Origin of the sequence: Flavobacterium sp. N1994 (assembly GCF_025947145.1) — a bacterium.
GTDB lineage: Bacteria > Bacteroidota > Bacteroidia > Flavobacteriales > Flavobacteriaceae > Flavobacterium.
This window is the reverse complement of record NZ_CP109999.1, coordinates 1,143,516-1,157,194: the sequence shown is the minus strand read 5'-3', so window position 1 is coordinate 1,157,194 and position 13,679 is coordinate 1,143,516. Positions and strand designations below refer to the sequence as shown.

12 protein-coding genes are annotated in these 13,679 nt (G+C 34.4%); 5 read left to right on the top strand and 7 right to left on the bottom strand.

The window, feature by feature from the left end:
• Window positions 1-105 precede the first annotated feature (105 nt).
• Window positions 106-1,500, top strand: coding sequence for an exopolysaccharide biosynthesis polyprenyl glycosylphosphotransferase (locus tag OLM53_RS05255; protein WP_264521996.1), 1,395 nt, complete (start codon window positions 106-108; stop codon window positions 1,498-1,500).
• Here the strand turns inward: OLM53_RS05255 and OLM53_RS05250 are convergent.
• Window positions 1,480-2,598 carry a DUF4105 domain-containing protein gene (locus tag OLM53_RS05250; RefSeq protein WP_264521995.1) on the bottom strand — a complete coding sequence of 373 codons (1,119 nt, stop codon included), beginning with the start codon at window positions 2,596-2,598 and terminating at the stop codon, window positions 1,480-1,482. The genes OLM53_RS05255 and OLM53_RS05250 overlap by 21 nt on opposite strands.
• A gap of 6 nt (window positions 2,599-2,604) precedes the next feature.
• Window positions 2,605-3,588 carry a PorV/PorQ family protein gene (locus tag OLM53_RS05245; protein WP_264522421.1) on the bottom strand — a complete coding sequence of 328 codons (984 nt, stop codon included), beginning with the start codon at window positions 3,586-3,588 and terminating at the stop codon, window positions 2,605-2,607.
• A gap of 195 nt (window positions 3,589-3,783) precedes the next feature.
• On the opposite strand from OLM53_RS05245, the gene OLM53_RS05240 reads away from it, so the two are divergent.
• A complete protein-coding gene (locus tag OLM53_RS05240) occupies window positions 3,784-4,500 on the top strand; it encodes a CDP-alcohol phosphatidyltransferase family protein (RefSeq protein ID WP_264521994.1) in 717 nt (238 codons plus the stop codon).
• Between the two features lie 168 nt (window positions 4,501-4,668).
• Here OLM53_RS05240 and lptB read toward each other — a convergent pair whose 3' ends face one another.
• From lptB to OLM53_RS05220, 4 genes are all read right to left on the bottom strand, one after another.
• A complete protein-coding gene (gene lptB, locus OLM53_RS05235; RefSeq protein ID WP_264521993.1) occupies window positions 4,669-5,409 on the bottom strand; it encodes an LPS export ABC transporter ATP-binding protein in 741 nt (246 codons plus the stop codon).
• Between the two features lie 74 nt (window positions 5,410-5,483).
• Window positions 5,484-5,831: a carboxymuconolactone decarboxylase family protein gene (locus OLM53_RS05230; RefSeq protein WP_264521992.1), complete on the bottom strand. Its 348-nt coding sequence runs from the start codon at window positions 5,829-5,831 to the stop codon at window positions 5,484-5,486.
• Window positions 5,815-6,636 carry a twin-arginine translocase subunit TatC gene (gene tatC / locus OLM53_RS05225; protein ID WP_264521991.1) on the bottom strand — a complete coding sequence of 274 codons (822 nt, stop codon included), beginning with the start codon at window positions 6,634-6,636 and terminating at the stop codon, window positions 5,815-5,817. The genes OLM53_RS05230 and tatC overlap by 17 nt, the downstream gene beginning before the upstream one ends.
• Window positions 6,636-7,601 carry a KpsF/GutQ family sugar-phosphate isomerase gene (locus OLM53_RS05220; protein WP_264521990.1) on the bottom strand — a complete coding sequence of 322 codons (966 nt, stop codon included), beginning with the start codon at window positions 7,599-7,601 and terminating at the stop codon, window positions 6,636-6,638. Before OLM53_RS05220 ends, tatC begins: the two co-directional genes overlap by 1 nt.
• A gap of 85 nt (window positions 7,602-7,686) precedes the next feature.
• Between OLM53_RS05220 and recQ the strand changes: the two genes are divergently transcribed.
• The gene (gene recQ, locus OLM53_RS05215) at window positions 7,687-9,882 is read left to right on the top strand and encodes a DNA helicase RecQ (protein WP_264521989.1); all 2,196 of its coding nucleotides are present in this window, start codon (window positions 7,687-7,689) and stop codon (window positions 9,880-9,882) included.
• Between the two features lie 36 nt (window positions 9,883-9,918).
• On the opposite strand, the gene OLM53_RS05210 is transcribed toward recQ, so the two are convergent.
• Window positions 9,919-10,155: a hypothetical protein gene (locus OLM53_RS05210; protein ID WP_264521988.1), complete on the bottom strand. Its 237-nt coding sequence runs from the start codon at window positions 10,153-10,155 to the stop codon at window positions 9,919-9,921.
• 75 nt (window positions 10,156-10,230) lie between these two features.
• Between OLM53_RS05210 and OLM53_RS05205 the strand changes: the two genes are divergently transcribed.
• Both OLM53_RS05205 and OLM53_RS05200 read left to right on the top strand, forming a co-directional pair.
• On the top strand, window positions 10,231-11,790 hold the full coding sequence (locus tag OLM53_RS05205; RefSeq protein ID WP_264521987.1) for an NAD(P)/FAD-dependent oxidoreductase: 1,560 nt from the start codon (window positions 10,231-10,233) through the stop codon (window positions 11,788-11,790).
• 301 nt (window positions 11,791-12,091) lie between these two features.
• Window positions 12,092-13,672, top strand: coding sequence for an NADP-dependent glyceraldehyde-3-phosphate dehydrogenase (locus OLM53_RS05200; RefSeq protein WP_264521986.1), 1,581 nt, complete (start codon window positions 12,092-12,094; stop codon window positions 13,670-13,672).
• Window positions 13,673-13,679: the final 7 nt, after the last annotated feature.

Sequence of the window (13,679 nt, the reverse complement as noted above, 5' to 3'; positions counted from 1 at the left end):
TGAAGAGTTTTGAATTGATGATAGAAAAAAAGCAATGTATACAATTACCTATTTAATAACTAATATTTATTAACTTGCGTCCTCAAAAACGTTTTCAATCAGAGCATGAATAAGCATAAAGGAATACATTTTGAAGTTTCAGAAAGAAAGATTCTTTTAAGGATTTTTGATGTCGTTTCTGTATTACTTTCATTGTATTTGGTTGGTGTTATTTTTAGATTTAATTATTTTAATATCTCTGAAACCAATTTTTATTGGACCATCGTTTTAGGAATTTATTTAAATTTTATAGGTTCTGTTTTTGAAATGTATAATTTGCAAGTGGCTAGTAATCAGTTTCAAATTATAAAAAGTATTATTCTAACTACCTCAATTACGGTTTTGGTGTATTTATTAACTCCATTATATACACCAGTACTTCCTTCAAATCGTATTCAAATCTTTATTTTTTTCATCGCTATTTTTTTAGCATTGTTTACTTGGAGAATGACTTATCTCCGATTTTTTGCATCCAATAGATTTTCCAAAAAAGTAATACTAATTTGTGATAAAGAACAGCTGATAGAACTAGTTCAAGGACTTGAAAGTGCTGATCCACATTATAGAGTTTTAGGTTTTGTTAATTCGGATAGTGCTAATACCAAAACGAGTAATAACTTAAAGATTAAGAATATTGACATTAACAACCTCAAAGATTTTGTCAATAAAAATGCCGTTTCCGAAATTGTGATTGCCTCTCAAAAAACAGACGGAATTACAGTCAACCTTTACAATCAATTAATACATTTATTAGAAAACGGTTACATCATCAGGGAATATACTCAGGTTTATGAAAATCTTACCCAAAGAATTCCTGTGCAATACGTGTCTCGAGATTTTTATCGTTATTTTCCTTTTAGCCGAAGCAATCAGAATCACTTTTATTTAATTATGGTTCGTTTTTTTGAAATCGTAATATCATTAATTGGTTTGCTAATTGGTGTTATGATACTCCCGTTAATCCTAATTGGAAATCTAGTTGGGAACCGAGGGAAACTGCTTTATACTCAGGAAAGAGTAGGTAAGAACGGAATGGTTTTTAATATAGTTAAATTTAGAACTATGGTTAAAAATGCCGAAAAAGGAGGCGCAGTTTTTGCCACTATGAATGACAGTAGAGTTACACCATTTGGTAAAATTTTGAGAAAATCTAGGATAGATGAATTTCCTCAATTCATCAACATTTTGAAAGGAGATATGGCTGTTATTGGACCTAGACCAGAACGACCAGTTTTTGTAGATGAAATTGCTGAAGTAATGCCTTTTTATGAAACACGTCACGTTATAAAACCTGGATTAACAGGCTGGGCTCAAGTTAATTACTCTTACGGAGAAACTATTGACGATAGCTTAATTAAGTTGCAATATGATTTGTATTACATCAAACACAGAAGCCTTTTTCTAGATGTAAATATTATATTTAAAACACTAAGTACTGTTTTACTTTACAGAGGTCAATAGTTTAAATGGATTACTACCATTTAATTTCAATAGGATATACAGGTTTGTAATGATGAATGGTAACAGGATAACCAAGTGCGGTTTTGTTACCATTATGATACAATATAGTAATAGCATTATCAATAATGTTATATTCAATTTTTTCAGGAAATTACTTTTAACAAAAGGAATTAATAGAAAAAGTGGGTTGAATAACAAAGCATTATAATTCCAAAGTAATTCTTGATGTTCTGAATAAAATCCAACCAAGCAAAGAAAAGCTCCTAGAATCCCTGCTGCAAAAAGATAACTAACAAACAAAAATCTTTTATTGATTACTAGCAAGATTAGTAGTAATGCACAAATGAAATAAATACTGTTTAAAAAAGAAAAAGCATGTTCTGTTTTGTCACCATCTACAACAGTTTGTTTTTTTGATACTAATGGTTTTCCATCAATGGTAGCTTTATCTAAACTGTTTTCTAATTCTATAGGAAGAAATAATTTCTCAGCTTTGGCATCTGTTTTCGCTCCAAAAATGATATTAATTCCCAATTTGTACCAAAAGAAATCCTCAAAATAAGGATACAAAAGTGTTCTATAGCTTATCGATTTATCATCTACTTTTTCAATTTCTTTTTTGCCTAAAACACCATTGATTTTATCGACAATCATTGAGGTACAATTTCTATCAATAAATTTATAAGTGTAGAACTTCTCACTAGAAAGTAAGGCCGAATTTAAAGTATCAAAAAGTTGCTGTTTCTTTTCTAAAGACAAATTTAAAGTTTGCTCCACTACTTCTCTTTCATCTGTTTGGTATTCAACAATAAAATCTTCGTAGGAAGTGACATTCATAAAGTATTGTAAATCCCCTTTTACAAATTTAAAATAGAAATTGTCAGTCCTAAAGTCAAAGTAGCCATAATTATACACTACATCGAGTTCGTTTACTGGGTCTTTTATTCGGAGTGCTGTGTGTCCAAATGTTGAATATAATTCTTGACCTCTGCCACAGGTAAAAATACTAACTTCGGTATTGGGTGATAACTTCGGAACTTGTGAGAATCCAGTAAGACTAACTAAAAGAAGTAATAGGAGTACTGTTTTTTTGAGCATAACTTTTTATCTAAAAATACTGAGATCAACTTTTACTGAAAAAATATTAGAATATAAGGCTGCACTTTGATCCCCTAAATCGGTTAGTGCATAGTCTATTTGGATGCCTTTGTATTTAAAACCTAAACCGATATTGGGTTGGAAATTAACTTTTTTACTGCCGTCAATTTGTTCTACATTTTGAAAGTTACCTACACCCGCTCTAAGAAAAACCAATTCGGTATAACCAAATTCAAGTCCTAATGCTGGATCTATACTCACGGCATCAGATGAAATGACATCATTGGTTCTGTTAAATTGCATATTTAAATTGAGCGCGGCTAATAAGGTATAATCATAATGGAAGTCAATTTTTCTTGCGATACCTAATTGGGCTTTTGGCAAGGTAATTTCAACACTTTCTGGTAATGCTTGGTTTTGTCCGGCTACTGCATCTTTAATTTGATTGTATTTTTCTTCATTAATAGCCCAAACATTGTATGTAGTAGTAATGTCTCGAAGCATCAAACCATAATGCCAATCGTCCTTGTCATATTGAATTCCAGCATCAAAACCAAATCCCCATGAACTTGCAAAATCTCCAATGATTCTACGAATTACTTTGGCATTCACACCATAGTGTAACCCGTCAAACTTCATCTTTCTAGCATAGGAAAAAGTCAATCCATAATCGGCAGTTGAAAAGAGGCTGATTCTATTGTAATCAATATTTCCTTGAGCATCTATAAGTTGGGTAGTGTTCATGATATCATCCACTCCAAAACGAATTAAGGAAATCCCCCAAGCACTTTGGTCGTCAATCTTTTTAGCATAAGCAGCGTAATCATAAGCCGCAATATTGGCAAAATAACTAGCATGCATCAGGGAAACTTCGCTATCTTCAATTTTTAATAATCCTGCTGGGTTCCAATAGCCCGAATTCACATCTCCAGAAGAAGCCGTTACTGCATTAGACATCCCTAATGCGGCAGCATCCACTCCAATATTCATAAATTCATTGGAGTACTTTCTAACCGACTGAGCGTGAGTAATTGTGCTAATAAAAAGGAATAGAATAGCAATTGTTTTTTTCAAGGCAATTTTTCTTTTTACAAATATCAAATAAAAATCTCTATAATAAAACGTAGAAAGCTTTAACTTATTGTATTAAATTTGTATTTCTTTAAAAATACTAAACAATTACAGATGAATATTAAAGCGCAGATTCCCAATTTATTTACGATGTTAAATTTATTTAGTGGTTGTGTAGCTTTGGTAATGATAACTGATTTGCGATTTGATTTAGCATTTTACTTTGTTTGTCTTGGGATTTTCTTTGATTTCTTTGATGGTTTTTTTGCACGTAAATTTAATGTTGCCGGACCATTAGGTGTTCAATTGGATTCCTTGGCAGATATGGTTACTAGTGGAGTGGTTCCTGGTTATGTGATGTTTAAATTATTGAGTAATAATGATGCTTTTGGGACACAAAGTTATTTACCTTATTTAGGTTTTATCATAACTCTTGGGGCATGTTATCGCTTGGCTAAATTTAACATTGATGAAAGACAATCCGATTCTTTTATTGGTTTACCAACACCTGCTAATGCTTTGTTTTTCTCAAGTTTGCCTTTGATTAACATAGCTTTCTATGATGATAATTTCTCGGGAGTAATTTATAATAAATGGTTCTTGGTTATTTTGACATTAATAAGTGCTTATGTAATGAATGCCGAAATTCCTTTGTTTTCTTTGAAGATCAAGAATTTTAGTTTTGCCAAATATAAATTGCAGATTTCCTTTTTAGCAGTATCTATTTTGGTGCTCATCTTCCTTCAGATATTGGCGATTCCGTTGATTATTATTCTTTATGTTTTGCTTTCGGTAGCCGATAATTATTTCCATATTACTAAGAAACAATAGCAGTAGTATGCTCTGTTTTCAAGAATTAAGGGCACAAGGCGGCAGCAGTATGCTATGTTTTTAAGAATTAAGGGCACCAGGCGGCAGTAGTGTGCTGTGTTTTTAAGAATTATGAGCACAAGGCGGTAGCAGTATGCTATGTTTCAAAAATTTAGTGCAGTCTACGGCTTAAAAGTGTAGTTTCTTTTTACGAAGCTCAAAGTTTTGACCGAGATATACTTTTCGAACCATTTCGTCTTCTGCTAGTTCTTCTGGAATTCCAGCTTTTAGAATTCCTCCTTCAAACATCAAATAAGTTTTATCTGTAATGGCCAATGTTTCCTGAACGTTATGATCAGTAATTAGGATTCCGATATTCTTATTTTTCAATTGGGCTACAATTCTTTGGATATCTTCTACGGCTACTGGGTCAACGCCTGCAAAAGGTTCGTCAAGTAAGATGAATTTTGGGTCGGTGGCCAATGCTCTAGCAATTTCTGTTCTCCTTCTTTCACCACCCGAAAGTAAATCACCACGATTAGTTCGAATGTGTTCCAAACTAAATTCGGCTATTAAACTTTCCATTTTAGCCACTTGTTCTTCTTTGCTCAACTTAGTTAGTTGTAAAACACTAAGAATATTGTCTTCGATGCTTAATTTTCTGAATACTGAGGCTTCTTGTGCCAAATACCCGATGCCGTTTTGAGCACGTTTGTACATAGGATATTCAGTAATATCTAAATCATCCAAAAATATCTTTCCCGAATTAGGTTTAACTAATCCAACAATCATATAAAAGGAAGTTGTTTTTCCGGCACCATTTGGACCTAAAAGGCCCACGATTTCTCCTTGATTCACTTCTACTGAAATGCCTTTAACGACACTTCTTCCTTTGTAAGTTTTGACTAAATTTTCGGCTCTTAACTTCATAATAGACTTCTTAGATTCTTAGATTGTTAGACAAATAAACGAATAACCCAACGACCAAATTAACTCTTTAACAATTATTTGTCTTCTTCTAGTGCTTCCCAAAATTCGTAAGCTCTTCTTAAATGTGGAATTACAATGGTTCCGCCTACTAATGTGGCAATTCCCATGGCTTCCATCATTTCTTCTTTAGTGATTCCTTCTTTGTAGCTGGTTTCTAAATGGTATTTGATGCAATCATCACAACGCAAAACGGTTGATGCTACTAATCCTAGAAGCTCTTTCGTTTTAACATCTAGCGCTCCTTCAGCATATGCATTGGTATCTAGATTGAAAATTCTTTTTACAATTTTATTATTGTCGGCCAATAATTTCTCGTTCATTTTAGAACGATACTCATTAAATTCTTCAACTAATTTGCTCATCTCGTTTTTTATTTTTTACTACAACAGCTGAAATCCAAATACATCCCTCATAAATAATCAACATAGGCACAGCTACGGTAATCTGACTCACCACATCTGGAGGTGTAACAATGGCTGCGATAATTAATATGATTACGATGGCATATTTTCTATATTTTCTCAAGAAACTAGGACCTACTAATCCTAATTTGGTTAAGAAATAAATGATAATAGGCAATTCGAAATACAAACCACTGGCAATAACTGCTGTTTTGACCATACTCACATAAGAGTCAACACTAAATTGATTTTTGACTACGCTACTAATACTAAAAGTAGCCAAGAAATTAACTGACATTGGTACAATAACATAATAGCCAAAAAGGACTCCAAGAAAGAATAAAATAGAAGCTACAAAAATAAAAAGTTTCGCTCCTTTTCTTTCTTTCTCATATAGTGCAGGGCTAATGAATTTCCAAAATTGCCACAATATGTATGGGAAAGCCAGAATAAATCCAGCCGTAATACAAACCCAGACAAATATATTGACTTGGCCTTCCATTTCTGTATTTTGGATAATGAAGTTGAGTTCGGTTATACAAATACTATCAGCAAAGCCTAAGTAATGAGAGGCTTCACAAAAAAAACGGTAGGTTATAAAACTGGGATCAGTTGGTCCAAATATTAAATCAGTAAAAATATAATCGGCAAAGAAATAAGATATAACGGCCATGAGTACTACTGCAGCCGAACATCTTACCAATACCCATCTCAATTCTTCAAGATGCCCCAGAAATGACATTTCTTTAAATTCCTTTTTTGCCATTATAGAATCCCTTCTTTTAAAATGTCATGTAAATGAAGTACACCTTTGTACTCGCCACTATCAACAACCATCAATTGTGTAATTGAAAAGTCTTCAAGGATATTTAAAGCATCACTTACGAGCTCCGTTGATTTTATGGTCTTTGGATTTATCGTCATTATGTCTTTGGCCGTTAAACCGGAAATGTTTTCTGTTTTATTCAACATTCTTCGGATATCACCATCAGTTATTATTCCGATTACTTTATCATTTTCTATAACAGCCGTAACTCCTAAACGTTTTTCAGAGATTTCATGAATCACGTTTTTAATCGTTGAGTCTGGAGCTACTGTTGGTTTGTGAGTAGCATCAAGCATTTCGCTTACACGAAGTAATAATTTTTTACCTAAGGCACCACCAGGATGGTATTTGGCAAAATCTTCTGCAGTGAAATTTTTCATTTCCATCAAACAAACTGCAATGGCATCTCCCATGACTAACTGTGCAGTGGTGCTATTGGTTGGAGCTAAATTGATTGGACAAGCTTCTTTCTCCACATAAGTATTCAAAACATAATCCGCTTCTTTTCCAAGGAATGAAGTGGTGTTTCCGGTAATAGCGATTAGTTTATTTCCAAATCGTTTTAATAAAGGGACTAACACTTTAATCTCTGGGCTGTTTCCGCTTTTTGAAATGCAAATCACGACATCTCCGGGTTGCACCATGCCTAAATCACCATGTATCGCTTCAGAAGCATGCAGAAATAGGGAAGGGGTTCCAGTAGAGTTTAAAGTAGCTACAATTTTTTGGGCGATGATAGCACTTTTACCAATTCCCGTAACCACTAAACGTCCTTTTGAATTATGGATGATTTCTACCGTTTTTATAAAGTTGTCGTCTAAAAGCGTCACTAGGTTTGCAATAGATTCACTTTCAGACAAAATTGTCTTTTTGGCAGAAGCTAAAAGGGTATCTTTATTTATCAAAATTGAAAAATATAAAATTTGTATGTGTAAAAGAAAATAGTATCTTTATGTTTGCAAATTTATGTAAAAATACCATTAACCAAGAATGAATTTAAACGAAATTGACATTCATAAAGAATTAAAAAAGTATTTTGGTTTCAACCAATTTAAAGGATTACAAGAACATGTCATAAAAAGTATTATTACTCAAAATAATACATTTGTTATAATGCCTACTGGTGGCGGAAAATCATTGTGTTACCAGTTGCCAGCCCTAATTCAAAACGGAACCGCTATTGTGGTTTCTCCCTTAATTGCCTTAATGAAAAATCAAGTGGATGCTATACGAAGTTTGTCTTCTGAAAATGGCATTGCACATGTATTGAATTCATCCCTTACCAAAACTGAAATAAATCAAGTTAAAAAAGATATTACCAGTGGTATAACCAAACTGCTATATGTAGCCCCTGAATCATTAACAAAGGAAGAATACGTTGAGTTTTTACAGAGTGTGCCCATTTCTTTTGTGGCTATTGATGAAGCACATTGTATCTCAGAATGGGGACACGATTTCAGACCGGAATATAGAAATTTAAAAGCCATCATAAAATTAATTGGTGATGTACCTGTTATAGGTTTAACAGCAACCGCAACACCAAAAGTTCAGGAAGATATTTTGAAGAACTTGGATATGTCTGATGCGACTACTTTTAAAGCTTCCTTTAATCGTCCCAATTTATTTTACGAAGTACGTACCAAGACTAAAAATATCGAAGCGGATATTATTCGTTTTATCAAACAGCATAAAGGCAAATCGGGAATCATCTATTGCTTGAGCCGTAAAAAGGTGGAAGAAATTGCAACGGTACTTCAAGTTAACGGTATTTCAGCAGTTCCGTATCACGCAGGGTTAGATGCTAAAACTAGAGCTAAACATCAGGATATGTTTTTGATGGAAGATGTAGATGTGGTAGTAGCTACGATAGCTTTTGGGATGGGAATCGATAAACCCGATGTTCGTTTTGTAATTCATCATGATATTCCAAAATCATTAGAAAGTTATTATCAAGAAACAGGTCGTGCTGGTCGTGATGGTGGCGAAGGACATTGTTTAGCTTACTACTCTTATAAGGATGTAGAAAAGTTAGAAAAATTCATGTCTGGAAAGCCTGTTGCTGAACAAGAAATTGGATTTGCTTTGTTGCAAGAAGTGGTAGCTTACGCAGAAACGTCAATGTCTAGACGTAAATTTTTATTACACTATTTTGGTGAAGAATTTGATAATGAAACAGGAGAAGGCGGCGATATGGATGATAATGTTAGAAATCCAAAAACCAAAGTCGAAGCCAAAGACCAAGTAAAAATGTTGTTGGAAGTCGTTCGCGATACCAAGCATTTATACAAATCAAAAGAAATAGTGTTTACTTTAATAGGAAGAGTAAACGCCACTATAAAAGCCTATAGAACAGATACTCAAAACTTCTTTGGAGTAGGTGCTGCGTTTGAAGAACGTTATTGGATGGCTTTAATACGTCAAGTATTAGTAGATGGGCTTCTGAATAAAGATATTGAAACCTATGGTATTTTAAAAGTATCTGACAAGGGTCATGACTTTATTAAAAATCCAACATCCTTTATGATGTCGGAAGACCATGAATACAATGAAGCCGAAGATGATGCTATTGTAACAGCAGCAAAAGCTAGCGGAACTGCAGATGAAGCATTGATGGCCATGTTAAAAGATTTACGTAAAAAGGTGGCCAAGAAATTGGGAGTACCACCATTTGTAGTTTTTCAAGATCCATCGCTTGAGGATATGGCTTTGAAATATCCAATTACCATGGAAGAATTAACCAATACTCATGGTGTTGGGGAAGGGAAAGCTAAAAAATACGGAAATGATTTTATAGCTCTTATTGCAAGATATGTTGAAGATAATGACATCATTCGCCCAGACGATTTGGTGGTTAAATCAACAGGTGCCAATTCAGCTAACAAACTCTATATTATTCAAAACATTGACCGAAAGTTATCGCTTGATGATATAGCCAAAGCCAAAGGAATGAATATGGATGCTTTGCTCAAAGAAATGGAGCAAATCGTTTATTCAGGAACCAAACTAAATATCAATTACTGGGTAAATGAGATTTTAGATGAAGAACAACAAGAAGAAATCCATGAGTATTTTATGGATTCTGAAACTGATAAAATAGAAGACGCTTTAAAAGAATTTGAAGGTGATTACGATATCGAAGAACTACGATTAATGCGGATAAAATTTATAAGTGATGTAGCGAATTAATTGATTAGAGAAGTTTATGCTTCTCTTTTTTTTATCCTATAGATATAACTCTCCACGATGTGGCTTCAAGGCATCTCGAACAGCAATCATATACTCATCGGTTACCACCATGAAGGCGATAGCGTGCATTTCGTTTTTTATCTCAAACCCCGTTATGTTTAGTGGTAATTTTTCGATAGTAATATATTCTTTCAAATGAATTTCATGATGCTCAGCCGTTTTTGCTGATGCTTCTCCACGAAAATCCCAAATTAATTTTATCTGTCTTGACATTACTTTTATAGGTTGTTCTGAAGCAAAATTACAATAACAATTTTCAAATTGCTACTTTTGTCAAAATTCTAATCTATGCCACAAGAACTACAACTTCAGGTTTCTCCCGTAATAGCTGCTAATGAGCAGTTATTATACGAACAGGTGGCTCAATTAGTTCGGGTTTCTCCTAAATTGGTGCATAAAGTTGTAATTCTCAAACGTTCCATTGATGCCCGTCAAAAAGCAATTAAGGTCAATCTTAAAGTTTCGGTCTATCTCATAGATGAAAAATATAAGGAACAGCCAATCGAACTTCCAGATTATCAAAATGTTGCTAACAAACAAGAAGTTATCATTGTTGGTGCAGGTCCGGCCGGATTATTCGCTGCTTTGCAATTAATAGAATTAGGTTTAAAACCAATTGTTATTGAACGCGGAAAAGATGTTCGTGGTCGCCGTCGTGATTTGAAAGCTATCAATGTAGATCATATTGTAAACGAAGATTCCAATTATTGTTTTGGAGAAGGAGGCGCTGGAACTTATTCTGATGGAAAGCTATATACTCGTTCCAAAAAACGAGGCGATGTTGATAGAATTTTACGGCTATTAGTTGGTTTTGGTGCCACACCAGATATTTTGGTTGAAGCGCATCCTCATATTGGAACCAATAAATTACCCCAAATTATTCAAGATATTCGGGAGAAAATTATAGAATGTGGAGGCAAAGTGTTGTTCGAAACCCGCGTTGTAGATTTCATTATAAAAAACAACGAAATGCAGGGTGTCGTTACTCAAAACGGCGATACTATTGCAGCCAATAAATTGATTTTGGCAACCGGACATTCGGCTCGAGATATTTTTGAATTGTTAGATAGAAAAAAAATCTTAATCGAAGCTAAACCTTTTGCCCTAGGCGTTCGTGCTGAACATCCTCAGGAATTGATTGATAGAATTCAGTACAGTTGCGATTTTCGAGGCGAATATTTACCTCCAGCACCTTATTCGATAGTGAAGCAAGTTAATGGTCGCGGGATGTATTCTTTTTGTATGTGTCCAGGAGGTGTAATTGCTCCTTGTGCCACTAGCCCAGGAGAAGTGGTTACTAATGGTTGGTCGCCATCCAAACGTGATCAAGCTACTGCCAATTCGGGAATTGTGATTGAATTGAAACTAGAAGATTTTAAACCCTTTGCCAAATTTGGAGCACTTGCCGGAATGGAATTCCAAAAAAGCATCGAACAAAAAGCATGGCATCTAGCTGGAGAAACTCAAAAAGTGCCAGCACAACGAATGGTCGATTTTACTCAAAATAAAGTTTCAACCTCTATCCCAAAAACCTCTTATGTTCCAGGAACAACCTCTGTAGAAATGGGACAAGTATTCCCTGGATTTTTAGCTCAAATATTGAGAGAAGGATTTGTAGAATTCGGAAAAGCAATGCGAGGCTACATGACGAATGATGCCATACTCCATGCTCCAGAAAGTAGAACTTCATCACCAGTAAGAATTCCACGTGACAATGAAACATTAGAACATCTCCAAATAAAAGGACTCTATCCTTGTGGAGAAGGCGCTGGATTTGCTGGCGGTATCATTTCAGCGGCTATTGATGGTGAGAAATGTGCTTTAAAGATTGCAGAGGCTTTGCAATAATTTAATAAACTCTTTGGATGTAATTATTATAAATTCAACAGTTCAAAAAATTAAACACATAGATACATAGAAAAAAGATTGACCTAGACCAATTCTTGGTAGCACAGAGCTATATCTTACTATGAAAAGTAAAATGCCTTGATATTTTTTTAAAAACTATGTTACTATGTGTTTGAAATAAAAGAAATTGAATCCAACGGAATCTACTAAATTCAATTACAACGTTTTAGTTAATTACTTTTTCTAAAGGGATGTAAATGGTTTTCATAGAAACTGTAATTTTATAAAAAATCACTTTTTTATGACTACAATTCCAGCTGAATTTCAAATTACAACTTTATTACATCAAGATACTTATTTAGTAAATGGAGAATTAAAAAAATGGACAGGGGAAACCTCAGAAGTTTATTCTACCATTTCCTCTACCCAAAATTATGCTCCTACACTTTTAGGTTCTATTCCTACTATGGGAGAAGAGGCGGCCGATGAGGTTGTGAAATCAGCTGTGGCAGCTTATGATAAAGGGCAAGGAATTTGGCCTACCATGAAAGTCATAGATCGTATTAAATGCATGCAAAATTTTGTCACCCAAATGAAAGCCACTAGAAACGAAGTAGTGAAGTATTTAATGTGGGAGATTGGAAAATCATTGGGCGATTCAGAAAAAGAATTTGACAGAACGGTAGAATATATTTACGATACGATTGAAGATTACAAACAACTTGACCGCAACAATGCTCGCTTTACCAAAAGTCAAGAGGTAAATGCTATGGTACGTCGTGGCCCTTTAGGGGTTGTGTTGTGTCTTGGACCTTATAATTATCCGCTGAATGAAACATTTGCCATGCTTATTCCAGCTATTATCATGGGAAATACCGTGATTTTTAAACCCGCTAAACATGGTGTTTTATTGATGACTCCTTTGCTTGAAGCCTTTAGAAGTAGTTTCCCAAAAGGAGTGGTAAATATAGTCTATGGGCGAGGTAGAGATGTAGCATCACCCATAATGAAATCTGGTAAAGTGGATGTTTTAGCTTTGATTGGCAATAGTAAATCGGCCATCGCTTTGCAGGACCAACATCCCAATAAAAACCGTTTACGTTTAATCTTAGGATTAGAAGCCAAAAACCCAGCGATTATTTTACCGGATGCCGATTTAGATTTGGCGATTCAAGAATGCATTATGGGAACCTTGTCTTTTAACGGTCAGCGTTGTACGGCTTTGAAAATTTTATATGTACACGAATCTATTGCAGCAGAATTTAATAAACGATTTGCTGAAAAAGTAGATGCTTTACCTTTTGGAAATCCATGGGAGAAAGGGGTATCCTTAACTCCGTTACCGGAGGTAGAAAAACCCAATTACTTACAGGAATTAATTGATGATGCCAAAGCTAATGGTGCCAGTATTTTAAATGCAAAAGGAGGGGAGCGAACCGAGAATTACATTTTTCCTGCTGTTTTATTTCCTGTAAACAAAAAAATGCGGGTGTACCACGAAGAACAATTCGGGCCAGTAATTCCAATATTAACCTTTAAAGATATTCAGGAACCCCTAGATGATATGGCGGAATCGAATTATGGTCAGCAAGTGAGTTTGTTTGGTAAAGACATTAAAACGATTGCTCCGCTGATTGATACCTTGGTCAATTTAGTTTGTCGAGTAAACTTAAACAGTTCTTGTCAACGCGGTCCTGATGTTTATCCGTTTACCGGTAGAAAAGATTCAGCAGTCGGAACCTTAAGTATTCATGATGCTTTACGCTCGTTTTCTATTAGAACTTTTGTCGCTTCTAAAGATAATGAGTATAACAACTCCATTTTGCAAGAACTACTCAATAGTAAAGAATCTAACTTTATTAATACCGATTATATTTTATAAAAAAAGT